The organism is Legionella quinlivanii, from assembly GCF_003265995.1.
Classification (GTDB): Bacteria; Pseudomonadota; Gammaproteobacteria; order Legionellales; family Legionellaceae; genus Legionella_C; species Legionella_C quinlivanii_A.
The window spans coordinates 185,636-210,709 of the sequence record NZ_MVJN01000002.1 but is presented as its reverse complement, the minus strand read 5'-3'; the positions used below and the strand labels follow the sequence as shown (position 1 = coordinate 210,709).

Genomic DNA, 25,074 nt, shown 5'->3' with positions numbered 1-25,074 from the left:
TTTACAATTAATTGCTTTCATAATACGTTGTCAGGGTCATGGTTTGATTATGTAATTCACAGCTTCCCAGATTAAAAGGGCTAAGCTCGCCATAGGAATAAAATCCAATCTGTGTGGTCATGGGAGGCAGGGCTTCCAAAGTAGATTCAGTTTCTTCTTCGATTCGCTCTCCTAACAATAAACGTCTTCCTACGCAACTTACGGCAATTGCCAAAACCGGCCTATTTAATGGTTCCTCTTTGTCATAGAGTCTGTTTTTTGCCAATTCACCTGCTTCATATGCACTGGTTATCAAGCGATCGAAATTAGCCCGCATTAATTGAGCCTGATAGCCCATCGGCATGTCACCAGCAAATATCAGAGACTGTGTTTTTTCATCGACTCCCAGAATTGTTCTGACCAGCTGTACTGGATTTTTGGTATTTCCATCTTTTATCGCCAGAGGATACAGTAACCCGGAGGCAGGTAATTCTGCTGCCCGTTCTCCCAGATATTCTTTATATAACTGCAGGGCGGGTTGATTATCCAGCTCGTATAAAATATTTCCTTCAGACCGCGTGATGCGCCTCGCCGGGCCAAAAATATCCCAGCCTCCCTGTGAGGCGTGGCCTACATGGATATGATTACCATAAAATCCTACCGCTACTACGTAATTGTCAACAATTTCACCATTACATAATGTCCAGGTATTGCTGAAATGGCTGCCGTCTGCCGCCAGTCCTCCAGTAATAATCAAACCCTTCTGGGTGTTGGCATTTAAACCCTTTACCAGAGCAGTACCATTTACGGTTAAGCCATCAGATAAAACAAAAATACTCCGCAGATCCGGGCTTTTTAATTCATTTGCAATCAGTTCGCCTGCTTTATGGGATTCTGAGGGTTGGGCTACTTTGGCCGTGCATAAGCGAAGTGTTGTTTTTTCAAACTTTATAACCGCTACTGCCAGGCTTTCATCGACAATGTGAGAACCAAATATTTCCCCCGCAGTGGAGCATCCAATTATCTTCGATTTCTTGTAGGTATCAGCCAACTGTCTTAAAGGAACCTGATAATTAAGAAAAAAAGGGGAGGAAAACACTAATACCAAGGTATTTACTGAATCAATTTGTGGGAAGCTTTCGACACTCCATCCTTTATTTTTAATATACTGAAATGATTGAATTTGCATGCTTTATACTTTTCCTGGTTACTATTCAGCGATCACTAGGAAAAGTATAGTTTATAAAATCAACAATTTCTCAGGCTAGACAGCCGCTTCCTCGTTGGGCACTTCTATATCATGGGCAAGAAGCCGGCGATAAGCTCGAAAATAAGTGATAGGGGATTGAGCAAACAAATCAGTCAGTTTTTCCATATATATGCAGGCGAAACGATCCACTTGATAGGCAAAATAACTCTCCTCCGCGCCAGCTCGAAATGTTCTGCCCCAGCGTTTGTTATAAAAGGTTTGCTGTTTTTGTAACAAGGACGAGATCTCGGTGTCAATGGCCACAATTTTTTGTTGCAGTTCGCTTAAAAGTTCTTTTCCTTCCTCGAAATGCTCTTCGATAATTCTGGAGTGAAGTTCGACATATTGTTTCTCCAGTTTTTTCTTTGCATTCATTGAGGCAATAATTTCCTCCTCAATCGGAAGAGAATTGACCTGTGCCTGAATTTCTTCGCCAAGCTCCTCGACAACCAGAGCAGTACGCCAGTTGCAATCTTTTTTCAGACGAAGTATGTCGCCGTAAATGTGATCTCCAATATAGAGAATTTCATCACCATTTAACTGCAGATCGTCGGTAAATTTTCTGGCATTACCTCCCTGATAAATACCATGACTAATCAAACCATTCGTGTTTGTCATCGTGCCATCCTGCGGGTTAACCGTCAGAAAGCGAAGATTGTCATAAAAAAAGCGGGGTTTATTGGCAAGCGTTATGACTATCTCAAAAAAATCCTGCCAGGTTTCATTTTGGCCGAGGAAAGGATTGATGGCAAAATCGAGTAAAAGCTTGGAATAAAAATAATCAGAATTCGTCAGTATAAAAATCTTCTTACCATAATGAACATAGCGCTTCAATCCATCCACAAGCTCAGGGTCTTTTTGTACGAAACTTTCCAGATGTTGTGCGATGTAGTTTTTTATACTGCCGTCTGAGTGAGCTGTATCCACACAATATAGAACGTCACGGGCAATTTCTGAATAGCTGGGCAATTCATCCGGAGACTCATCTTTGTAATCCACTAATTGGCCATACAAAACGCAGAACGCAATCGAGAATGAGGTATCAATTGCCATGTAATTGCTATCTTTTAAATCTACATAGGTGCTGCGATAGATTTCTTTCTGCTCGGCAAAGCTGATTAGACGGGTGCCGTGATAGCTTTGTCGTATAGCACCATAACGGCTTAACTTAAGAATATTTCCATTTTTACTGTCTATAATCAGTCCGCGAATTGCATCTGAAAAGTTAAAGCTAAAGTTTAAGACAGCTGATGGATATTTTTTTTGCTCAACCAGTTTCCTGACGACGATTTGATAAACGAGAGCCTCAAAGTTCTCTGTATTATATCGAATAAGTGTATGATCCATATCCAGACCAATATACTTAATCTTTTTCATGTTCAATATTCGGTTCACAAACACAGGCTGAGACATCTGACTTTCCTTACCAGTTATTCAAAGTGGGCAATCTGGTGCAATTATTCACAAAAATGCTCCTGCCAATTAACCAATTAATGTTTCTGCCACAAGAGGCGATGACAATGGCCTTTATAGCACTACAGAACAAATTATTCTACTTTTCCATCAGTTAGAAGAGAGGGGCTTATTCTTTTGCAGATTATTGTTTATCATTCTCGCAGGCGTTAAAGCTAGCTAAGGAGTACAGAATGACAATATCGTATGATGAATTTGAAAAAGTTGATTTACGATCAGGCACCATTGTAAAAGTTGAGCCATTTACAAGGGCCAGGAAACCGGCCTATAAAGTCTGGGTTGATTTTGGACCGGAGATCGGCGTACTGCAAACCTCCGCTCAAATCACAGTACACTACACGCCAGAGTCTCTAACCGGGAAAACAGTGATAGGCTGTGTAAACCTGGGAGAGAAAAATATCGCGGGGTTTACCTCACAATTTCTGCTGGTCGGCTTCTCAGATTCGGAAGGGGCCATATGCCTGGCTACGATTAATCCCCTTGTACCTAATGGAAAAAAAATGCATTAGGGTCGTGAAATCGACCCTGCATTAATCGATTCAATTTGTTCTTTAAAAACGGCATTCTTCTCTAAATCGTGTCGAATTTCTTTGAAGCTTAAATGATTGGAATGTCTAAAGGAATCAAGTACCTCATTAACATGCTCAGTGCTCTCGAATTGACCTGCGTCGCGAATTTTTATCTTAATTGCAAGAAGTGTGTGAGAGATATTTTCTTCATCTGAATAATCAATAGCATTCGCTAAATCTCGTATCTCCTGAATAAGAATTGGTACAGTTCCATCCAGGCCTTTCATCAGATCATCATTATTTAATATATTACATACAGCAGTAATATTTTCTTTCCGATCATCTTCAGGTACTCGTATAACATTATTTCTGATTTTAAAATTATTGGGAACGCTAACGCTATTCGATGGGTTCCCTGGAGTGGGGGCATCTGTAGGTTTACTGGCTTTTATCAATTCATCTTGTTTTATACCCTCTACAATCTTCTGTAGTCGGCTTTCTATTTCATTTAAAAACGAAGGATCGATCTCTTTTTGCAGATCGTTTTGTTCCTTGATCTTTTCTTTTAAATTTCTTAGGTTCTGTAGAGATTGTTCTAAAATTCTCAGATATTCTGTAGAGTCTGATAATATAGAAGGTACGTTCTCCAGAGCGGCTACATGTTTGCTAATCTCTGACAACAATTTCCTTACAGTCACTTGTTCACTTTGTATAATCCTCCAATTGGGTGTTATAACAGGAGCGAGTGTGGAGTAGCGCTCTGCAGCATGTTTGCTTAGTTTAAGGATGTTCTCTCGTAAATTGGTATCCATTATTCCTTTAACAAATCTATCTTTCGACAATAGCAAAAACTCTTCGGACGCAGTGGATAGATCATACTGCTTCGCCATCCTGATACTATAGTCTATAGCGCCTAACGCTGATTCAATCCCGGATCTGTTTCCTATCATTAATTTAATGATGTTCAGACTCTCTTTCGCGCGTTTCGCTTCTGGAAAGTCAAAACGAGCCCATTCTTCATCATCAGGAAATTTATGTAGCATATAGGATGCCTGATATCCGCTTCCTTGTAGAATCGCAACATATTCTTCTAACAGAGGATTAATTTTTGTCTTTAGAAATTCTTTGTATTCCTTAACGCTGTCACTCTGAGTCTCCAATGGCAAGAGTTCTTGTGTTTTGAGTTGAATATATAGCTTATAAACGGAATCCAATTGATTTTTCTGATTATTCTCTAGCTCTTTTAGTTCCTGGTCCAGGGTATTTTTTATCTTTATTGCATCAGCAATTATGGTGTTCACTTCATCCGCCAATGGAGCCAGGTCTATTACGGGTTGTATCGTTCCACTGTTTATCAGTTCCAGTTGTTCATTTAACGCATTCAATATTGGTAAAGTTGCCGCTGCCTGTAAATCCTTCAGGCTGGTATTGTCCTTTAATTCTGTTTGAGAACTATATTCTGGTACAACAGATTCTCCACCAATGTTAAATGATTTGATATGGTGCAAAAATTCATTGAAATCTTTTTGCGCTGCAGGAGTAAAAATATACTGTCTAAAGGAACTATTTTCCAGCGCAGCTATTTTTAGATTGTCTCTGCGGGTTTTGATTAACTCGGCATATGACTTTCTGCTTATTTCATTGTCTTCAGGTATGTAAAATTCAACAAATTTATCGATATAATCATCAGATAAAGTTAAAACTCTTAGCATTGCCTGATTTATTTCAGAGCGGTATTGTTCATTAATCGAAAGCGTTTTTGGAAGAAAATTCAGCCAATTGCTTGCGGAAAATGTGCTTTTAGCGGGTAATTTAGCAATGGTTTCAGATGTAAGATTAAATTCAAGATTATAATTCAAAAGAGATGCGAGGCTCTGATCACCATCAATTTTTACAACTCTGTTCTGGCCATCAATACCTATGTTACCATTTTTTAAATCCATTTCCTCAAGAAAAACTGCAACCAACATGGCTTGTCCCAAGCCTGTAATATCTCCTCTTTCAAAACGGCTGCCTTCATAAGGGAGGTCTCTGTATGATTCTATTTTTTCTGAGCAGACAAAGTAGGTTGTTTCATCCTGTGCAATGCGTGTTTGCTGCTGATGAGGAATGAATAATCGAAAAAGCTCCTGTGCCAGCACCTCGTGTCTGGCAATCATGTGATCATCGGCAATCTTGACAATCCACTTCCCAGGCAGTTCTGAAAATGTTCCTTCAGAAAATAAATGGGTAGCTGCATGACCTTTTTCAGGTTTAGGACCTATAAAATTATTATAATTTAATAAGGAAAGAACCATGGGCTGCCCTTGCAATGACCTTTTGGTAATTATGGTGAACAGAAATAAGAAAATCCAATTACAAGAAGTGTCGAAAGGCGGATTAAAGAATGACTGTCTATCAGAATTGAGCGTATTGCTAAATAACTAGCTAAACAAATACATTATTGGCGTCCCGGAGAGGATTAGATCCCCCATTTACAAACAGAATCAGTTATCCGGCATTTCCGGATAACTGCCATTGAAAATAGAATTATAACACTTTGTTTTATAATTTAGATGCCATGAAGGGTTAAAAACAATTGTGCAACGCAACGTTGCACAATTGTTTTGTAGGAAAAATAATTATGGCTAAATTAACAGCAAAATATATTGAGCATCAAAACAATCCAAAAGATAAAGAATCGCAAACCAGATGGCGAAGGGTTATTTCTTCGGATTCGTCCTAATGGTGCCAAAAGCTGGTTATTTTGCTTTCGAATAGGGAAAGACCCAAAAACAAATTAATCGCTACTTATCAAAGAGCAGTTTATGCACAAGAGCAGAAAAATATCCGGGCGCGTTGGGGTAGCTTTGTAGATCTGCATATTGCTAATGAGTATCAAAATGTTACAGCGCTTAAAGAAATTAGCTGATTATGCTATGGCTGGTGAAAAGGCTACAGAGTATGGATTAACTGGTTGGTCACAAGGAGAAGCTTTGAAAAGTATTCTTGACCTTATGAAATATTGGCAAGATTTTAGAGGGGAAGGACAAACAGAAACAAGGCAAATCCTGGAATGTATACAGTCTTTTATTGAACGCCATGGTGACGGTCGTTTTTCTGGTCTTCATGATTTGAGCAAATCAGGAGATAACGACAATATAGATCAAAAACCAATTGTTCGTGATCGTGCTGGGTACTGGAAAGATATAAAAAAGGGAAGAGCTTCTCTATTTAATTCTTCTGCTCTGAAAGAGGCTGCTGCTGGTTATGATTTCAAATTTATCTTACGGACGTTAAATGATGCTGGATGGATTATGGCTTCATGATGCGAAAAAGCAGTCCAAAAAGGTAAAAGTTGATAATCGACCTCTCAATCTTTATTGGATTCTTCCCAAAGAACATTAAGAATAGATTACTGGATTGTCTTAGTTATCATCAATAAGGCAATCGTTCTCCGTGTTCACTCTGCCCTCTGAAAAGGGACAAAAGTCTAAAAAGAACATCAATCACACTCAGTAAAAGCGATATTTTTGCTGTAAAATACGGTAAAATAGTCAATTATAATGCTATTGGTTAATAAGATTTATCGGAGGTCATTATGAAGAAAAATAAAGCTGGCCGTCCAGGTGACTATACGCAAGCACTAGGCGATCTTATATGCGAACGAATAGCTACTCATAGTATCGGATTACAAAGGCTGTGTGATTTGTATCATGACATGCCTGAAAAATCGACAATACGGCGATGGTATTTAAAATATACACAATTTAGAACCCAATACGCGCAAGCAAAAGCACTTCAAGTGGAAACGTTGATTGATGAAATTATTGACATTGCTGATGATGCTAGTCAGGACATAGATAGTAGTGAAAAGGGAAGGAAATTTGTAATAGTGAATTTATTGCTCGATCTAGATTAAGGATTAATACACGTAAATGGTTAGCGTCAAAACTAGCACCCAAAATATATGGACAAACCCCTGTCACTCTTGAAATTTCACCCCGATCAGTAAAAGCCTCGCTGAAAGAGGTAACTGACCCAAATGAAGCTGCTCGAATTTATGCACAAATCATGCGTTCTCCTATAAGCTAGTCTCTTCTCATTTTTACATGAGTCATGTGTATTCTTATCTTATTAAGATTCTCCCATTCTTATAAAAATTAATAAATTGATTAATAATTTACTTTGAATAACTTTATGAAAAATATATGAATAATAATTATCATTGTGAATCGTACCATAAAAAGCATTGACAATTTATTTAGTCGTCCCCATACTTCGCTTCGAAATGTTTTTTAAAGTACGATTATAGAGAAATGCCATGATTAGAAAATTAGAACAAGTAACAACAATTATTTCAGGGGCTGGCAGTAACGCATACACTAACTTAGAAAATCCCGATATTCAGCCATTTCATCTTATGAGAGGCAATGATCTCGATCAAAATGGTCATATTTCATTACATTCTATGGAGCAGGTGTATTTATCGAGTTCTCAAAAGACTGGGCGGTATATACTAGAAAGCGAAGACGTTGTTGTTTTAGCCCGGGGTTCAGCAATTAGAGTGGGATTTATAACAAAAGAAATAGCCGATGCGGGGGTAATTGCGAGTGCGAACTTTATAATTTTGCGCCCTAAGAAAGCACAAGTTCAAGGTGAAGTTATTACTGCGTATTTAAACTCGGAAATTGGGCGAGAGCATTTATTAAAGTTAAGCAAAGGTGCGGTAATTCAACACATACCTACTTCCAATCTAAAAAGCATGGAGATTCCAGTTCCTAATCTGCAAATTCAGAATAAAATTCGTGAAATTTTTTATGCAACTCAGTTGGCTTATCAAGCAACTTTAGATCTTGCTGAACAGCAAAAAAGGACTGCCAACGCATTAATATTGGATTTAATGCAGGAGGCAGCATGAGCCTAAATAAACACCATCAAGTATTTGATGCTCATCACAAAGAATTCCAGTTATTTTTGTATGAGACACGTAAAAGCACGTTGCCTATTGATGATATTCTTGTCTGGTTGGTTTTTCTTTCATTGATATTCAAAGAAAGCCCACAAGTTTTTGATAGGCTACGAGATATTGATTTGGGCGATCAAAAAGAATTTCTCATTACTCTATTTCAAAAAAATGAATTTATCGATAAGTCTGATAAATCGCATCTTTTGTTATCGTTAAATCAATATATTTCAACGGATGATTTAGTCAAGCTAATTAGATATGTCAATAATATTAGTGACTGCAATAAATTTGCCGATGAATTAATCTATGCATTTCAAGAAGTAGCCTCAAAAGGAGAGGGAGAGTCAATTACGGATCAAGTGATAGTTGATATTATTAAAGAGATCCTTGGGGATGTAAGTCAATTAAAAATATATGACGGAGCTGCTGGTCTTTGCGCTCTAACTAGCCAGATAAATGCTAAAAACCTTGTTTTAGAGGATATTAATCCCAGAGCAGTGGTTATTGGTAAATGTATTTTATTATTAAAAAATATTAATAATGAATATTCATTGGGAAATAGCTTAATTTCACATAAAAAATCAGTTAAGGCTGATGTTGTTTTGACTCAAGCTCCTTGGGGAGTTCGATTGACTCCAGAGCTTATTGAAAAGATAAAAGCGTCTAAATATATTCAAATGAATGAACAGATCGAAATTCCGACTTCAGCAAGTGATTCCTTGTGGATACAGCATTCTTTATATCATCTGAATGAAAATGGGCGAGCTATTCTGTTAATGCCTCAAGGTTGGCTATTTCGTGGTGGTTATGATGCTCAGTTAAGAGATTTTTTGCTTGAATCTGATTTAATTGAAGCTGTTATTGGTTTGCCGTCAGGTTTATTAAAAATCACAAACATACCTACTGTTCTATTGATATTTAATAAAAATAAAGTAAATAAAAAAGTAGTTCACTTTATAGATGCTAGCCAGATGGGCGCAAATATCAAGCGAAACAAGGAGTTAGATAGAGATGAAATAAGATTAATAGCTGATTTGATCAAGGGCAAGCATCAGGCTCATTCTTATTATCGGTCTGTTTCCCTTGATGAAATAAATGAGAAGCACAATGAATTAAAAATAAGCAATTATTTTAACTTTCCAATAAATTTAAAAGTAAATGATTTAAAAAATGAACGGCATAAGCTTGAGTTGGCTCAGAGAAAATTTAATGAGGCTCAAGAAAAACTAATGAACTTAATTGTAGAAAATTTATAGGTGATGCGAAATAAAATAATTTTATGTTTTTGACTTGGTGTGGACTTTGTGAAATAACTGCATGCTTTTGGGCTCGAAAAGTCTGAAACATTATATTTATCGAATCCTGATTTAATTCAGGCGAATTTTAATAGAAGGGAACAAATGGGTAATTATTCTGAACTTGTAGGTTTTATTTGGTCAATAGCTGAAATTTTACGTGGTAATTATAAACAATCGGAGTATGGCAAAGTAATTTTGCCATTTACCATTCTTCGCAGATTAGATTGTGTTTTGGAGCCAACGAAACAAGCAGTGCTTGAGAAGGTTTCTAGTCTACCAAGAGATATTGATGCCACTATGTCTGAAGTAATGCTTGGATTGGCAAGTGGTCATAAGTTCTACACTACAAGTAAATATACATTTCCAATGTTGCTCAATGAACCTGAGAATATTGCAGCCAACTTAAATGATATTATTAATAAATTAAGTGAAGATGTCAGAGAAATCTTTGTTGAGAAATTTGAATTGCCAGTACAAATAGCTCGGCTTGAGAAAGATAATCTTTTGTATTTGGTGGTTCAACGATTTGCTCAAGTTGATCTTCATCCTGATAATTTAGATAACACCAGCATGGGATATTTATTTGAGGAGTTAATTAGGCGTTTTTCTGAGCAGTCGAATGAAACTGCGGGGGAGCATTTTACTCCACGTGAAGTTATTAAATTAATGGTGAATTTGCTATTTCAAGAAGATCATAAGGCATTGAGCCAAAAGGGAGTGATTCGACGTTTATATGACCCAGCTTGCGGTACGGGTGGTATGCTCAGCGTTGCAGAACAGTATCTTAAAGAACTTAATCCTCATGCTCATCTTGAACTATATGGCCAAGAGCTTAATGGCGAGAGTTTTGCTGTTTGTAAATCCGATATGATGATTAAAGGTCAAAATCCTAAAAATATTAAATATGGGAATAGCTTTACTGAGGATGGTTTGCCTCATGAATCCTTTGATTACATGCTTTCAAATCCTCCCTTTGGTGTCGAGTGGAAAAAAGTAGAAAGTAAAATCAAAGAGGAAGCGAGCGATTTAGGTTATGACGGTCGTTTTGGCGCAGGTCTGCCCAGAGTTAGCGATGGTTCATTGTTATTCGTTCAGCATATGATTTCAAAAATGAATAAGCTTAGTAATGATGGAGCGCAGATATCACGAATTGCAGTTGTGTTGAACGGTTCTCCTTTGTTTACGGGGAGTGCAGGCTCTGGCGAATCAGAGATCCGAAGATGGATTATTGAAAATGATTGGTTAGAGGCCATTGTCGCATTGCCTACAGATATGTTTTATAACACAGGGATTGCAACTTATATCTGGATTATCACCAATAAGAAAAAAGCAGAGCGACGGGGCAAAATACAACTTATTAATGCCGTGGATATGAGTGTCCCCATGCGTAAAAGCTTAGGCTCTAAACGTAAGCAGATTAGTGAGGAGCAGATAAAAACTATTACTCAGTGGTTTGGTGATTTTGAAGAGAATGATCAGGTTAAAATTTTTAATAACGAGGATTTTGGCTATTCACGAATTACTGTTGAGAGACCTTTACGGTTAAACTTTGCAGTAACAACTGAGCGGCTTGAAAAGTTGCAGGATGAAGCTGCTTTTTTAAAACTTAAGGAAGCTCAACAGACAGCAATTATGCAAGCTCTTAAAACATTGGATGATGAGCACATTTGGGAAAACCGAGAGATATTCTTAAACGCCTTAAAAACAGCATTCAAAGAGCATACTGTTGATATTAAAGGCCCATTACTTAAAACTATTTGGCAAGCTTTGAGCGAACGAGATGAGCATGCAGAAATTTGTAAAGATAGTAAGGGTAATCCAGAAGCGGATACTGATTTACGTGATTATGAAAATGTACCTTTGACAGAGGATATTGAGGCTTATTTTCAATGCGAAGTCATTCCTCATGTTCCTGATGCTTGGATTGATTATAGTAAAACAAAGGTGGGATATGAGATCCCATTTAACCGTCATTTTTATAAATATGTACCGCCTCGGTGTTTAGAGGAGATTGATGCAGATTTGGATAAAATTAGTTCTGAAATTATGCAGCTTCTTCAAGAGGTGCATGTATGAACTATTCACCATATTTAGAATATCAGAATTTAAATAATGATTGGAATAAATCTGCTCCGAAACATTGGCTTAAATCAAAACTTAAATATGATTCGTATATCAAGGCAAGGGTAGGTTGGCATGGACTTAAATCGGATGATTTTACTGATGAAGGTCCTTATCTTGTAACAGGTTCAGATTTTTTAGGAAAAATTGTAAATTGGGATAAATGTTACCATTGTGATGTTGAAAGATATGATCAAGATCCATACATCAAATTAAAAGATGATGATTTATTAATAACTAAAGATGGAACAATAGGGAAAGTTATTTTAGTTGGAAAACTACCAGGTCCTGCTACGTTAAACAGCGGGTTATTCCTATTAAGACCATTAAAATCACAGTACCTCACAAAATTTTACTATTGGTTAATGCAATCATCTGTATTTCATGGATTTGTAGAATATTATAGGACTGGCAGTACTATATTGCATTTATATCAAGAAACATTTTGTAATTTACCATATGCATTACCACCTATTGAGGAGCAACAAAAAATAGCAGATTTTCTCGATGAAGAAACTGCTAAAATTGATGCGTTGATTGGAAAGCAAAAAAAATTGATTCGATTGCTTGAGGAGAAACGCCAAGCGGTGATTTTTAATACTGTTACTAAAGGTTTGAACCCTGATGTTAAAATGAAAAAAACAGGGATAGCTTGGATGCCGTTGTTGCCTATGGGATGGGATTACGGTTCTTTGAGATGGTTCTCTAATATTTACGCAGGCGGCACACCATCGAAAAATATTGAAGCATATTGGAATAATGGAACTATTCCTTGGTTAAATTCTGGCTCTGTAAATCAAGCCCTTATTAAAGAGGCTTCAGCATATATTACACAAGAAGCATATAATAACAGTAGCACTAAATGGATAAAAAAGAATTCTCTTGTGATAGCTTTAGCTGGTCAAGGAAAAACAAAAGGGATGGTTGCACAAATGGGAATTGATGCAACTTGTAATCAATCAATGGCAGCTATTGTGCCAACCAAACATTTCCCAAGGTTTCTTTATTGGTGGTTAAATATAAATTATCAAAATATTAGGAATATGGCTGGAGGAGATTTAAGAGATGGTCTGAATTTAGAGATGTTAGCTGACATTAGATGTCCTTTGCCTCCAAAGAATGAACAGATTGATATAGCAAACTATCTAGATAACGTAACAGCTAAAATTTCTGTTTTAGTTTTAAAATCAAAAAATTTAATACAAATATCAAATGAGCGTCGAGTAGCATTAATATCAGCTGCTGTTACTGGAAAAATTGACGTGAGAAACATCACATTAGAGGATTTTAATGAGCACACGCCCAACACAAGAAAAAAACTTTGAAGACGCGATTGAAGATTGGTTAATTACTCATTCTGGCTATGAGTCTCGTTCTAACAAAGCATTTAATACAGAACTTGCATTTGATACAGAAGCGTTAATTGATTTTATTAAATCAACTCAAAAATCTGTTTATGCTGCATTAGCATCCAGTTATGGTAGTCAAGTAGATGATTTGATAGTCAGACGTATAGCAAAAGAATGTGATCAACGCGGTTTATTAGATGTGATTCGACAAGGCGTGCGTGATCGTGGGCAATTGGTGCGTCTTGCTTATTTCAAGCCAGCGACTTCATTAAACCCAGAAACAGAATGGCTCTATCAGCAAAATCGCTTAACTGTTATGCGTCAGGTTTATTTCAGTTTGGAGGGTAATGATAGCATTGATATGGTACTCTTTATTAACGGACTGCCAATTGCTACCGTTGAATTGAAAAATCAATTCACTAATCAAAGTTGGGTTCAGTCAGTTAAACAATACAAAGAAGATCGAATCCCAACGCTCAAGACACCATTAATCCAATTTAAAAAGCGAGCCTTGGTTCATTTCGCTGTGGATACTGATGAAGCTTACATGACCACAAGACTAATGGGAGACAAAACCTATTTCCTGCCTTTTAACACTGGTGAGCATGGTGGTAAAGGAAATCCCACTGATCATAACTATGCTACAGGCTACAAAACTGGCTACTTATGGGAAAAAATCTGGCAGCGTGATAGTTGGTTAGACATAGTCCATCGATTTATTCACTTACAAAAGAAGGAAGAAAAGGATCCTGAAACAGGAATGGTTAATATTCGTGAAGCAATTATTTTTCCTCGTTATCATCAATTGGATGCTGTTAGGCAATTAACGCAGGTGACTTGTTCTGACGGAGTAGGATTAAGCCGATTAATTCAGCATTCCGCTGGCTCTGGTAAATCAAATACTATCAGCTGGGCAGCTCATCAATTAGCTAGTTTACATGGTGGGGATAATAAACCATTTTTTAACTCAGTGATTGTGATCTCTGATAGGCGTAATCTTGATAAACAATTACAAGACAATGTGTATGCGATTGAACATAAGCAAGGTGTCGTTGAAAAAATTGATGAAAGTAAGCATGCTTCAGATTTAGCAGAGGCTTTGAATAAGGGGGTGAAAATCATAATCACCACTTTACAGAAATTTAGTTTCCTTTTGGATAAAGTAAACGATTTTTCTAATAAGACCTTTGCTGTTATTGTTGATGAAGCGCATTCTTCTACAGGAAGTAAGCACACTGGTAATTTAAAAAAGGCGCTTGGTTCGGTGCCACGCAAACCTGGCGAGAGTGATGAGGAGCATGATTCTGCTATTTTTGATGCAGCTACTTTAGAAGATTCAAAGGTTGAGGAAGAGCCGAGTATTGAGGATTTAATAATTGATGATGCCAGGAGTCGAGGTAAGCAGCCTAATATTAGTTTTTTTGCTTTTACAGCGACCCCTAAGCATAAAACTTTAACATTGTTTGGAACTCTTGATGCAAACGGTAAACCAAAGCCATTTCATTTATACTCAATGCGCCAAGCTATTGAAGAAGGTTTTATTCTTGATGTTCTGAAATATTACACGACATATAAGACTTACTTTAAATTAACAAAAGCAGTTGCTGAAGATCCCGAGGTGGATGAAAAAAAAGCCAAGAGAGCTATTAATACCTATCTCAACTTACATCCTTCTAACCTGGCTCAAAAAACGGAAATTATGATTGAGCATTTTCGAAAATTTACCCGACCTAAAATAGGTGGTAAAGCAAAAGCAATGGTTGTTACTCGTTCACGGTTGCATGCTGTCCGCTATAAGCAAGCTTTTGATGCTTATATTGCTAGACATGGATATAAAGATATTAAAACAATAGTTGCTTTCTCAGGTACAGTAGATGATCCTGATTTAACCGAAATTAATTATACAGAAGTTGGGATGAATGGTTTTAGTGAAAAAGAATTACCTAAAAAATTTGAAAGCCCAGGATATCACGTTTTAATCGTTGCAGATAAATACCAAACAGGCTTTGATCAGCCCTTATTGCACACTATGTTTGTGGATAAGAAACTTGCAGATGTTAAAGCAGTTCAAACTTTATCACGATTAAACCGGACAACAAGCGGTAAAAAAGACACTTTTATTTTAGATTTTGAAAATACTGTGGAAGATATTAGAGAAGCGTTCATGCCTTTTTATGAGGTCACAGAGGTTGATGAACCCACAGATCCTAATATTCTTTATAATTTCGATTTGACACTTAGAGAGGCGCCCGTTCTCAGGCAAAGCGATATCGATCAGTTTGCAAAAGTATTTTTTAAAGATCGCTCAAAACAAAATAAAGGGGATCATGGCAAATATAACCAATGGGTGGATCCAGCCGTTAAGCGTTATAAAGAAGCCTATCGCGATCATACCCAAGAGGGGGGGATATATACAGAAGAGGGCGAGCTATTCAAAAATAACTTAAGAAGCTTTGTTCGATTATATAGTTTTTTAAGCCAAGTTGTTGATTTTGTCGATCCGGATTTACATAGGCTATATGCTTATGGGGGATTATTACTAACTAAACTTCCTTATCGCTCCAATGCTGGTTCAATAAACCTTAATGAAGAAATTGCTCTAGAATCGTATCGATTAGAAAAAACTTTTGAAGGTAGTGCTGTCTTAAGCATCAATGAAAATGCTCCTGTTTATGGTCCGTCTGAAGTTGGAACTGCTGGAATAAAAGAGCAGAAAAACTCAACTTTATCCGTAGTTATTAAAGTAATTAATGATAAATATGGAACTGATTGGACAGATGACGATCGATTGTTATTTGATCAGATTGCTGGTGACATGGTAAACAATGAATCTCTAGTTGAAAAAATGCGCGCAAATACCAAGGAGCAAGTGAAGCCTGTATTTGAATCTGAGGCTATGACTGCTTTTGTTACTCGTCATGGCCGAAATGAAAAAATAATTGGTGACTTCTTGCAAAATGAGCATTTGAGGAAATTGATTATTGCTGCATTATTAGATGATGTTTATCAAAGGGCCAATGAGTAAATAACTCAATCTAACTAGCTTTTTTGTCTTCTTTTAAGTTTAAATTTGCCAATGACTCAGGAATATAGTTACTTATCGCAGACAAAAATTTATCTATATATTCATCGCGATTTGATAGTCGTATAATTAAAGCAGGTAATTCATTTTTACTTAACCCAAAGTTAGCTCCAACTCTTGATGCAAGAGCTTTTCGATTGTAAAAAGAGAGCAAGCCTTCGTAATTGCCAGTTTGAATAATTTGAGTAAGTTGACTATGCAATTCATCATAAACAGTATTCACATTGATTGCATTTATTAGTTGCGAATATTTGGAATCTAATTCGGTTTTTGTTTTGCAACTTAGGTCCAATCTACTAAGTCTATATTTTAATTCTTGAACAGCCATTTCTGAGACTTGAATATTAACTTCTTTTGCTAGCTCATTTGTTAGGAATTCTCGAATTTCTTGAAGTTTGTTTTCATAATCAAGCTCCAAATGATCCGCTACAATTTTTAATATTTCAGGAGTAATAAATAAATTTTCTACTTCAGCTACGCTCAAAGTAAATATACCATGTTTTTCTAATTCGGTGATTTCAGTGGGGGTGCGTCGGTCTTTATCTATTAGCCCGTAGACATCGAGTTGATGAAAACCTTGATTAGATCGTAGAGTCTTTGTATATGTAATTACATTTTCGCAGCTACCACAAGGCCTGACTAAAAAATCGCTAAAGATATTTTTATAAAATTGCACGTCATGACTACTATTTGACCCTTCAACAAGCAAAACTTTTTTTCTACTTCCATAAACCTCAAATAGCAATTCTTCTGGAAGATCCATTCCCTCTTCTAGTTCACTCCAAGTCCATTTTGCACCATTATAATCTTTAAGCCAGATCTTTTTATATCCTGCACGTGAAGCAGCAAATTCAACATCATGAGTCAAATATATAAAAAGACAATCATGTCGTATTTTTTCAATTTTATTCCAAAGAGCATATTGTATGGATTTATGTAAATGAAGCTCTGGTTCATCAATAATTAAAATGCTATTTTCAGGCACTGATAAACACCGACCAATAAGATAAAAAACAACTCGTTCTCCATCGCTCATTTGAGATGCATTGTAAGCGCTAGCGCCATCAGTGATAGGGCAAGTTTGAATGTTTCCACTTTTAATAATGAGGCTACGATGTGGCATAGTTTCTTGCCATATTTTTCTTACTAGATCCATTTTAGTAATGGGAGGTTTAACTTTGAGATCAGTTTTCTTTGAATCATCTACGTATTCTACACTGCGCTCATTATGTTCAGAAAGCAAATATACTAAAAGATGCTCATAATCATTAATTAGAATAGTCTCTGCTTGATTACCCCATTTATGAGAAGATTTATAACGTTGATACTGCTCTGATATTGCCCCTTCATGTCCGCATAATAAAATTGACATTGCTTTGTCAATAGCCATTGGACGTACATTGTCAGGTATATTCAGAGATTTTTGTGCAGAGATACGATGAGATTTAGCATTCTGAGCAGATTTAAGATCAATCCAACTACCAAAACGGGTTTTTCCTGAACCATTCGAACCTATAATGACGAGACCACGATCAACTTCTATTTGTTTGTCTTCAGGTAAAATTATTATTTGTTTACTTTTTTGAGAAATATTCAAGATGCAATACCGAAAATAAGATTAACAAGTTACACTTTTTCTATTGAAGTGTGCCATATAAAATAGTTTTGGTATTTATACCAAATTAGTTTTTGTAATTATTTTTAGGTACCCATCTAGGCACCCATAGAATAAAGCACCTCAATATTTTAGCATTTAAATCTGTAACCGATTGATTTTACTGGCGTCCCGGAGAGGATTCGAACCTCCGACCTGCCCCTTAGGAGGGGGCCGCGCTATCCACTGTGCCACCGGGACTGAGTTACAGAGAGCAAGTCTACTCTCTGATTTGATAAATGACAATGAGATTTACATTTCACTGTAATTTGGGCCGCCACCGCCTTCTGGAGCTACCCAGACAATGTTTTGTTTGGGGTCTTTTATGTCGCAGGTTTTGCAATGAATGCAGTTTTGCGCGTTAATTTGTAAGCGTGGTCCTTTTTCTTCCTCAACAATTTCATAGACGCCGGCTGGGCAATAGCGCGTTTCAGGAGAGGCGTATATTTTATAATTGACGGATATGGCGAGCTCGGGATCTCTAAGCTTAAGATGGACTGGCTGGTTTTCTTCGTGATAGGTATTGGTGAGATAAACTGACGACAGTCTATCGAAGGTTAGCAGTCCGTCTGGTTTGGGATACACAATTTTTTTGCATTGATCTGCCGGCAGAAGGGCGCTGTGATCTGCATGGTGCTTGAATGTCCAGGGAGATTTTCCGGCTGTAATATAGGTTTCCACAAATGCATTTGCAAGGCCAATCCATAGTCCATGACGAAAAGCGGGCCGTATGTTTCTCACTGAATATAACTCATCGCTTAGCCAGGATTGCTTCACTTTTTCGGGGTAAATGGTCATTTCCTGGGGAGATGAAGTTTCATTCGCAAGAAGGCTAAAACAGGATTCGGCTGCCAGCATACCGGATTTCATTGCGGTATGAATTCCTTTGATTTTGGGAACATTGAGAAAACCGGCTGCATCGCCAATCAGTGCACCTCCTGGGAATGTTAATTTAGGCAATGCCTGCCATCCGCCTTCATTTATGGCACGAGAGCCATAGGCGATACGCTCTCCATCTTCAAGAAGCGGGCGAATCAATGGATGTGTTTTAAAACGCTGCATTTCATTAAAAGGGCTTAGCCAGGTATTTTTATAATCGAGTCCGATCACAAAGCCCAGGGCTACCTGATTATTTGCCAGGTGATAAACAAAGGAGCCTCCGTAGGTTTTCGTGTCCAGAGGCCAGCCAAATGTATGGATGACCTTTCCAGGCTGATAATGAGAGGATTTTACCTGCCAGATTTCTTTAATCCCTATCCCATAGGTCTGCGGCTGCACCCCTTCACGAAGTTGGAAGCGGTTCATTAAATTCTGGCTTAACTGACCACGGCAGCCCTCTGCGAAAAGGGTTTGTTTAGCCAGTAAATGCATGCCTGGCTGATAGTTAGGTGTTTGCCTGGATTCTTTATCTATACCAACATCACCGGTGGCCACACCAATAACTTCACCCTGATCGTTATAAAGGATTTCAGAGGCTGGAAAGCCGGGGTAAATTTCGCAGCCCAGATTTTCGGCCTGAGTGGCCAGAAAGCGGCATAATTCCCCAAGGCTGATGATATAATTTCCTTCATTTTTCATAGGAGGAGGAGTGGGCAGGCGAAAGCTCTTTTTAGCGGTCAGAAAATAGAATAAATCCTCTGTGACTGGCGTATTGAATGGTGCCGTTTGCCATAGATCAGGCAATAACTCTATGAGGCTTCGTGGTTCAAGTACTGCGCCTGATAGAATATGAGCCCCCACTTGCGCGCCTTTTTCCAGGATACAGACACTGATTTCTTTGCCCGCCTGTGCGGCAAGCTGCTTAATTTTAATGGCTGCTGATAAACCAGCAGGTCCTGCTCCTACAATGACTACATCATATTCCATCATTTCGTGATCCACACCGAATTCCTTTACACAAACAAAAAAAGAATAATCGCCTGTCTGATTCTCAAGATCAAGCTTTTCCAGACAATGAGAGAATGATTTTTATGGCTAAAGTGTTCAAATTTACTCCATATTGTAGTATGATCGTTAATCTGCAGATAAGAGGATGGTTAGATGTCTCTTGATAATTGTTACGCTGGTGGTTTAACGCTTGATTTTTTCCCTTCTCGCGAATTAGAAAACGCAGATCCTTCTAACGAAGAACAATATGTTCTGGCGCAAGCTCGAAATGTGCTTCGTATTCTTATGATGGGCTGGCAAAAGGATTGGAAGAAACTGTTATCATGGCGCGCTTTTAATGCCGTTTTTGTAGAACGGGATCATCAGCTGACCAGGGCCATGCGACGAGGCTTTCAGGAGGGTTTTGATTATGTGTATGAGCAGCTTAAGAGCCAAAAAGAATTATCAAAAGAGCAAATAAGACAGGCTCAGTTATATATCAGTAATTGTTTATGCCTGCTTCCCTATGGTGATATCACTCCTTACGAAAGCTTCCATATTCCTCAGTTTGTGAATGGCCAGTGGGTTAAGGTGGAATATAAAGTCACCCAAATTGAATTAACACCAACCTCCGGCCTGAAGAAATTATTTCTAAGCGACAATGACCGTGTTTTTGCTTATGGGCTTACCCCGGTCAATAATAAAGATGCAGAACCCCATTTAGTCTTTATGGGTACTACCTATCCTGCAGGACAAGGATTCTGGCAGCAAGTCAAAACCGATCTGGAAGATGTCGAAACAGCAGGGAAGGAGTTATATCGCTCGGGAAATAAAAATGTAATTCGCTGGGCGGAAAAGCAAGATAAAAAAGTGCATGTATGTGGAACCAGTCTGGGAGGAGCGCTTTCACTGATATTCGCATGCCACCGCGGCGATTTGATTTCAAGTGTGGATGCTTTAAATCCGCCTGGCCTTTATAAAGGCCTTAGAAAAAGCCGTTATGATAATTGGGATGCTCTGGTCGCCGAAGGGAAAGCCCCTGAGGTACGTGTTCAAAAGCAGAAAAACGATCCGGTATCCAAATTTGGGGAATGGAAAAATGAATGGATTATTCTGGAGGTTGACCCGCCAAAGGAACTGGAAGGCCCGAATTCGGTCGCGGCTCATGCCTTGAATTATGCTGGTTTACCAGGAACTGAATTTCATCAGATCAATACTGAAGAAGATAATCGTGAGCGCAAGCGTAGAAACTTCTGGTTATATATTTTGGCTCGCAGTTTGTTTTCTTATTTTGTCATGCAGCCATTCAGATATCTGATACTCCCAACGGTCCGTTTTCTATGGGAGCATAAATTACAGCTGTTATTTTTTATTCCTCTGGTGGCTGTATTTTATATGTTTCCTCCACTGGGTGTAAGCCTCACAATTACTTTGCTCGGAGCGTCCACTCTATTGCTGATTAATGCAGTGATTTCAGCGGCAATAACCAGCTATTTTATCGATTCGGTTTTACGTTTTATAGGTGATCAGGTTTCAGGTAAAAGTACGACACTCTTATCGCGAGCACTGGATTGGTTTGGACAGCATCCTTTTCTAAAAACCGCAGCGTATTTTGCAATCGGAGCTTCGGTGGTTGGTCTGCTTGCAGCGGCTATTTTCTTTCCCCCATTTTTACCAGCAGTCATTCCTTTAATAAAACCGGTTATTATTCTAAGTGTTTTAAGTATCCCATTAGTTATCAGTATCGCTTATAAAGCCGTCACTAACTTTATGCTGCTATTTGGTTTGAAAAAGCCGGAGCCAGCCGCCTGCCATGATCCTGCGCTTCCCAGAAATAAAGAAATGGATATTTACGCTAATAAACAGGAAGGAACCTTCACTATGAAGGAAATACATGATTATTATCATGTAACGCGCTGCTTGTTAAAAAATAAGCCCTTAATTAAAGCTGAAGATGGTTCGTCAACCGAAGTGGATCTTGAGTCTGGGAAACCACAGAAACTGAGTAAAAGGCAAATCCTTACGAAGGGAATTAGCAAGGAAAATGCTAGTACGGAAGTGAAATGGACAGTTAGTAAAGCCAAGCTCTTTCACATAAAAGAAACTGTGAATATCTACAATAAATTAAGTGATCAGCCGCAACGATTAATGGATGAACTACATGAAGAAAAAGAAAATTATCGACTAGGAAAGAATAGGTAATTGCTGTGATGACTGGATCCCTCGGACAGCCCTGAGGAATCCCCCTCATTATTCCATTCAAAAAATACGTAGCTTATCAGGTCAAAATGACTGTAAACAGTGTCGTTTCCGCGTAGGCGGAAATCCATCTTGCAACCAACGTCAGGAATTATCTTGAGAAATAGATTCCCGCCTTTGCGGGAACGACACGATAATAGATCTGTTTGAGTAATTGGTAAGTGATCCGCTGACTATATAAATAATGAGGGGATCCGTCGGACAAGCCGTGGGATGCAGAAGCCAGAAGAAGGCTTTGTTATCGAGATATTTAGATAAGTATGCAACAAGTCGGGGGGCGAAGATAGCGAGTTAATTTTTTCTTAATCTTCATTTCTTATAATCATTATATATTTATAGTTCCATGGCTAATTTATAATGACGCATAATGAATTTCTTGATTGGCTGGATGAGCTTGACAGGCTTAATCCAGAGCAGCCTAAACTGGCGGTTTTAATTGAAAGACTGAAAGGAGAAGCGTACAACCTCAACCAAGATCAAGTTATCGCGAACATTCAGGCTTTACTCAACCAGATAAGTACCTTTGACGAGAGTATTGTCTATCCTCGTGCTCATCCGGTAGGTCGGGTACTAAACACCTTTATCAGAGGAAGTGAAACAGAGCTTTTTTTTAGCACGAGAACAGCGGTTGCAGCCATTCAAAGAGTGCTAGATGCCTTGCCATCAGACAGCTCACCGGAGTCAATACAAAGGTTTTATACCCGTGTAATGGATTGGACACAGTTTGCTCCAAAAGATGGGCAAAATGTTTTAAGCGAAGAAGAGAAAGCCTATATTAAGGCATATTTTAAAAAACAGGCAACTGAGGCAGTTAAACAAACGCTTGCCACTATTTATTCTGTAAATGATAAGGTTTCCAAAAGAGCCGCGCATGAGCGTTATATCTCGGCAACAGCTTCAAACGTCAATACAGCCATTTCCACTTTGTATGATCACGTTCTGGAGCCTAATGAGCGGATCTCACCTGAGAGAGCTCTTTCTTCCCGGGAGCTGGCGCGAGCAATTACCCAAATTTCCACGACGTCATTAATCTTCTATGCCCATAAGCTGAGCCTGATTGATGAACACCAGCGCGAAGTAAATCAACTCAGGAAAAGAGCGGAAATTGTCAGAGATCTGACTGGGGACGGATACAGAAACCCGAAAGATGTGAATCGCTTTTTGGATCTTTTAGTATCGATTCCAGATGAACATATCAGTTTCCTAAGCTATATAAAATCATATAAAAAAGGGATACAAACGGCTTCTAATACCAATGTGTTTGCACAGGAATTGGCAGGTAAGGAAATCAATCATCTGATAGATCGATGCCTTAAATATTTTGAGCAGCCACAGACTAAGGAAAATGTAAAACAATTCATTGAACAGGCTAATTTAGAGATCATTGGCATCTACAGCGCTTTTCAAGTGCACAGCAAGCAGATTTTTAGTACTTCGGCTAGCGATAAAATTACTGCTTTGCTGCAACTTGAGAGTGATACAACTTATTTTGTCCGAGTGTTATTTGCATTACAACAAACAATTGACCATAGCAAAGATCGTGCTATGCGACAAAGAATTTTCGATATGATTTTAAATGCTGGAGTTGCTTATCACAGTGATATAGAAAATCGCTGGTCAATTGATACCTTGGCAATTTGCCTTGCAGTTGTTAGTGTAGCCTTGAAGACGCCAGAAGAAGCCCAGCAAGTTATTGATTTCGCAGCCAGGATTAAACCTTTAATGAAGCTGCAGGAAGATAGAACCGAACTGGTTAGTCAGTTATTTAAACTTCAGCTCAAAATTGATAGCAGTAACTCTCCTCAGGAAAAACAAACGCAGCAAGAGATCTTTGATATTATTTTGGAAGAAAGTATTGCCTATTTTTCCAATCCTAAAACGCAATGCTCAAGGGACTTTTTTGAATATTACATCGAAATATGTGGAGTTGATCATTTCAAAACAGCCGACCAGGCTCGTCAATTTATGGCATTCGCTTCTGCCGTCAACAAGGATGGCACTGTATTGTTCCAGGAGCTGGCCGATTTTCATTCGAAAATAATCAGTATGGAAAAGAAAAATCCGGTTGTTTATCAACCAGCCGTTGACACAGCTACGAAGCTACTGTTTGATCTTATGAAACGAAGCACGGAATTTCTCTCAAAACCAAAAACCAAACAACTTTGCAAAGATTATGAGAATGATTGTCAGGAAATCATCCACGCGGCTCTTCCGGTACTGAAGGAGCACCGCGGTGCAAAGAACGTTTTGGCCTGGGCTGCTTTAGTAATGAGTGTGGGCATTATACCGCTGGCCGTAGCCACGTTTAACAAACTTTTTTATGGGGAATTTAAGTTTTTCCCTCAGACAGCAACAGAAAAAAAGGTGGATGGTTTAAAAGCGGTGGTTCATACTGTATCTGAGCCTCCTGAGGAAAAACCTGAGGGAACGGATAGTTCTGAACCGTTTCAGAGTCCATGAGCTCAGATTGATTGACATTTAATTTTCATGATCAAATATTAAACAATAGTCAGCGGCTTAAAACAGGGAAGGTATTATGACTAAGCGCAATCATTTCGACAGGGATCCCAAGCTCTACCGGCAGCATCGTCCCCAGTATCCCGATAGCCTGTATCAGTTTCTTTGGGAGCAAACGCTCCATCACGATACAGTATGGGATTGCGCTACGGGCAATGGCCAGGCAGCGCTGCCCTGGCTCAATCGTTTCAAGCAAATCATTGCGAGTGATATCAGCCAGTCGCAGTTGGATGAGGCTTTCAAACATCCGTCTGTTGATTATCGCTGCTGCTCAGCAGAGGACTCTGGTATCAAAGCGCAAAGCGTAGATTTAATCACCATTGCCCAAGCCTTACACTGGTTTAATTTTGACTTGTTTTATCAGGAGGTCAGACGAGTAGCCAAACCTTCGGCCCTGATTGCCGCCTGGTGCTATTCGTTGGGACGCTTCGATTGCAACCTGGATACCATTGTATGGAATTTGTATGAAAATATTCTGGGCGACAACTATTGGCCCCGTGAACGTCGTTATATTGATAACCGTTATACAGATATTCCTTTTCCTTTTGAAAAAATTGAAAGCCCTTTATTTTTTATCGAAAAAGAATTTAATCTTGACGATTTTAAAGGTTATTTGAATACCTGGTCTGCTGTGAAAGAATACCAGCTTCAAAATCAAACCAATCCAGTTGAATTAATTTCCGATGAATTAACACTGGCGTGGGGCGCACCTGATCAAATCCGCAAAATGCAATGGCCTATTCATCTGCTGGCGGGACGGGTTCGATAAA

18 protein-coding genes and 1 tRNA gene are annotated in these 25,074 nt (G+C 38.4%); 13 read left to right on the top strand and 6 right to left on the bottom strand.

The window, feature by feature from the left end; all coding sequences use genetic code 11:
* Positions 1 to 7: 7 nt before the first annotated feature.
* Positions 8 to 1,168 carry an FIST signal transduction protein gene (locus B1207_RS02930; protein ID WP_112218506.1) on the bottom strand — a complete coding sequence of 387 codons (1,161 nt, stop codon included), beginning with the start codon at positions 1,166 to 1,168 and terminating at the stop codon, positions 8 to 10.
* 75 nt (positions 1,169 to 1,243) lie between these two features.
* Positions 1,244 to 2,641: an HAD-IG family 5'-nucleotidase gene (locus B1207_RS02925; RefSeq protein ID WP_112218505.1), complete on the bottom strand. Its 1,398-nt coding sequence runs from the start codon at positions 2,639 to 2,641 to the stop codon at positions 1,244 to 1,246.
* Between the two features lie 233 nt (positions 2,642 to 2,874).
* Between B1207_RS02925 and B1207_RS02920 the strand changes: the two genes are divergently transcribed.
* Positions 2,875 to 3,210 carry a tRNA-binding protein gene (locus tag B1207_RS02920; protein WP_112218504.1) on the top strand — a complete coding sequence of 112 codons (336 nt, stop codon included), beginning with the start codon at positions 2,875 to 2,877 and terminating at the stop codon, positions 3,208 to 3,210.
* On the opposite strand, the gene B1207_RS02915 is transcribed toward B1207_RS02920, so the two are convergent.
* Positions 3,207 to 5,153: a hypothetical protein gene (locus B1207_RS02915; RefSeq protein ID WP_253255773.1), complete on the bottom strand. Its 1,947-nt coding sequence runs from the start codon at positions 5,151 to 5,153 to the stop codon at positions 3,207 to 3,209. The two genes, B1207_RS02920 and B1207_RS02915, sit on opposite strands and share 4 nt — an antisense overlap.
* A 705-nt stretch (positions 5,154 to 5,858) precedes the next feature.
* On the opposite strand from B1207_RS02915, the gene B1207_RS16190 reads away from it, so the two are divergent.
* The 9 genes from B1207_RS16190 (at position 5,859) to B1207_RS02875 (ending at position 15,951) form a co-directional block, all read left to right on the top strand.
* On the top strand, positions 5,859 to 5,993 hold the full coding sequence (locus B1207_RS16190) for an Arm DNA-binding domain-containing protein (RefSeq protein ID WP_172458089.1): 135 nt from the start codon (positions 5,859 to 5,861) through the stop codon (positions 5,991 to 5,993).
* A 99-nt stretch (positions 5,994 to 6,092) separates the two neighbouring features.
* Positions 6,093 to 6,518 (top strand): hypothetical protein, encoded by a 426-nt coding sequence (locus tag B1207_RS02905; RefSeq protein WP_112218501.1) that lies wholly within the window; start codon positions 6,093 to 6,095, stop codon positions 6,516 to 6,518.
* Positions 6,519 to 6,790: 272 nt separating this feature from the next.
* Positions 6,791 to 7,111: a hypothetical protein gene (locus B1207_RS02900; protein ID WP_112218500.1), complete on the top strand. Its 321-nt coding sequence runs from the start codon at positions 6,791 to 6,793 to the stop codon at positions 7,109 to 7,111.
* Complete coding sequence (locus B1207_RS16185) at positions 7,075 to 7,284, top strand: hypothetical protein (RefSeq protein ID WP_367379929.1); 210 nt, start codon at positions 7,075 to 7,077, stop codon at positions 7,282 to 7,284. Before B1207_RS02900 ends, B1207_RS16185 begins: the two co-directional genes overlap by 37 nt.
* Before the next feature lie 229 nt (positions 7,285 to 7,513).
* A complete protein-coding gene (locus tag B1207_RS02895) occupies positions 7,514 to 8,110 on the top strand; it encodes a restriction endonuclease subunit S (RefSeq protein ID WP_112218499.1) in 597 nt (198 codons plus the stop codon).
* Positions 8,107 to 9,414: an HsdM family class I SAM-dependent methyltransferase gene (locus B1207_RS02890; RefSeq protein ID WP_112218498.1), complete on the top strand. Its 1,308-nt coding sequence runs from the start codon at positions 8,107 to 8,109 to the stop codon at positions 9,412 to 9,414. Before B1207_RS02895 ends, B1207_RS02890 begins: the two co-directional genes overlap by 4 nt.
* 144 nt (positions 9,415 to 9,558) lie before the next feature.
* Positions 9,559 to 11,532: a type I restriction-modification system subunit M gene (locus tag B1207_RS02885; protein ID WP_112218497.1), complete on the top strand. Its 1,974-nt coding sequence runs from the start codon at positions 9,559 to 9,561 to the stop codon at positions 11,530 to 11,532.
* Positions 11,529 to 12,902 (top strand): restriction endonuclease subunit S, encoded by a 1,374-nt coding sequence (locus B1207_RS02880; protein WP_112218496.1) that lies wholly within the window; start codon positions 11,529 to 11,531, stop codon positions 12,900 to 12,902. The genes B1207_RS02885 and B1207_RS02880 overlap by 4 nt, the downstream gene beginning before the upstream one ends.
* Complete coding sequence (locus tag B1207_RS02875) at positions 12,868 to 15,951, top strand: type I restriction endonuclease subunit R (RefSeq protein ID WP_112218495.1); 3,084 nt, start codon at positions 12,868 to 12,870, stop codon at positions 15,949 to 15,951. The genes B1207_RS02880 and B1207_RS02875 overlap by 35 nt, the downstream gene beginning before the upstream one ends.
* Positions 15,952 to 15,961: 10 nt before the next feature.
* On the opposite strand, the gene B1207_RS02870 is transcribed toward B1207_RS02875, so the two are convergent.
* From B1207_RS02870 to B1207_RS02860, 3 genes are all read right to left on the bottom strand, one after another.
* Positions 15,962 to 17,605 (bottom strand): DUF4435 domain-containing protein, encoded by a 1,644-nt coding sequence (locus B1207_RS02870; protein ID WP_112218494.1) that lies wholly within the window; start codon positions 17,603 to 17,605, stop codon positions 15,962 to 15,964.
* Positions 17,606 to 17,787: 182 nt separating this feature from the next.
* Positions 17,788 to 17,863, bottom strand: a tRNA-Arg gene (locus B1207_RS02865).
* 51 nt (positions 17,864 to 17,914) lie between these two features.
* On the bottom strand, positions 17,915 to 19,543 hold the full coding sequence (locus tag B1207_RS02860; protein WP_112218493.1) for an electron transfer flavoprotein-ubiquinone oxidoreductase: 1,629 nt from the start codon (positions 19,541 to 19,543) through the stop codon (positions 17,915 to 17,917).
* Between the two features lie 159 nt (positions 19,544 to 19,702).
* Here B1207_RS02860 and B1207_RS02855 point away from each other — a divergent pair, with 159 nt between their 5' ends.
* The 3 genes from B1207_RS02855 (at position 19,703) to B1207_RS02845 (ending at position 25,073) form a co-directional block, all read left to right on the top strand.
* Positions 19,703 to 21,730, top strand: a complete 2,028-nt coding sequence (locus B1207_RS02855; protein ID WP_112218492.1) for a hypothetical protein — start codon at positions 19,703 to 19,705, stop codon at positions 21,728 to 21,730.
* 414 nt (positions 21,731 to 22,144) lie between these two features.
* On the top strand, positions 22,145 to 24,247 hold the full coding sequence (locus B1207_RS02850; protein WP_112218491.1) for a hypothetical protein: 2,103 nt from the start codon (positions 22,145 to 22,147) through the stop codon (positions 24,245 to 24,247).
* Positions 24,248 to 24,323: 76 nt separating this feature from the next.
* Entirely contained in the window at positions 24,324 to 25,073 is a 750-nt protein-coding gene (locus tag B1207_RS02845; protein WP_112218490.1) for a class I SAM-dependent methyltransferase, read from the top strand.
* The last annotated feature ends 1 nt before the right edge of the window (position 25,074 follow it).

Excerpts from the sequence above, each read along its gene's own strand:
- B1207_RS02880 (WP_112218496.1), top strand. The coding sequence starts at position 11,529 with ATGAACTATTCACCATATTTAGAATATCAGAATTTAAATAATGATTGG.
- B1207_RS02920 (WP_112218504.1), top strand. The coding sequence starts at position 2,875 with ATGACAATATCGTATGATGAATTTGAAAAAGTTGATTTACGATCAGGC.
- B1207_RS02890 (WP_112218498.1), top strand. The coding sequence starts at position 8,107 with ATGAGCCTAAATAAACACCATCAAGTATTTGATGCTCATCACAAAGAA.
- B1207_RS02930 (WP_112218506.1), bottom strand. The coding sequence starts at position 1,168 with ATGCAAATTCAATCATTTCAGTATATTAAAAATAAAGGATGGAGTGTC.
- B1207_RS02885 (WP_112218497.1), top strand. The coding sequence starts at position 9,559 with ATGGGTAATTATTCTGAACTTGTAGGTTTTATTTGGTCAATAGCTGAA.
- B1207_RS02875 (WP_112218495.1), top strand. The coding sequence starts at position 12,868 with ATGAGCACACGCCCAACACAAGAAAAAAACTTTGAAGACGCGATTGAA.
- B1207_RS02895 (WP_112218499.1), top strand. The coding sequence starts at position 7,514 with ATGATTAGAAAATTAGAACAAGTAACAACAATTATTTCAGGGGCTGGC.
- B1207_RS02845 (WP_112218490.1), top strand. The coding sequence starts at position 24,324 with ATGACTAAGCGCAATCATTTCGACAGGGATCCCAAGCTCTACCGGCAG.
- B1207_RS02915 (WP_253255773.1), bottom strand. The coding sequence starts at position 5,153 with ATGGATTTAAAAAATGGTAACATAGGTATTGATGGCCAGAACAGAGTT.
- B1207_RS02900 (WP_112218500.1), top strand. The coding sequence starts at position 6,791 with ATGAAGAAAAATAAAGCTGGCCGTCCAGGTGACTATACGCAAGCACTA.
- B1207_RS02905 (WP_112218501.1), top strand. The coding sequence starts at position 6,093 with ATGTTACAGCGCTTAAAGAAATTAGCTGATTATGCTATGGCTGGTGAA.
- B1207_RS02855 (WP_112218492.1), top strand. The coding sequence starts at position 19,703 with ATGTCTCTTGATAATTGTTACGCTGGTGGTTTAACGCTTGATTTTTTC.
- B1207_RS02850 (WP_112218491.1), top strand. The coding sequence starts at position 22,145 with ATGACGCATAATGAATTTCTTGATTGGCTGGATGAGCTTGACAGGCTT.
- B1207_RS02925 (WP_112218505.1), bottom strand. The coding sequence starts at position 2,641 with ATGTCTCAGCCTGTGTTTGTGAACCGAATATTGAACATGAAAAAGATT.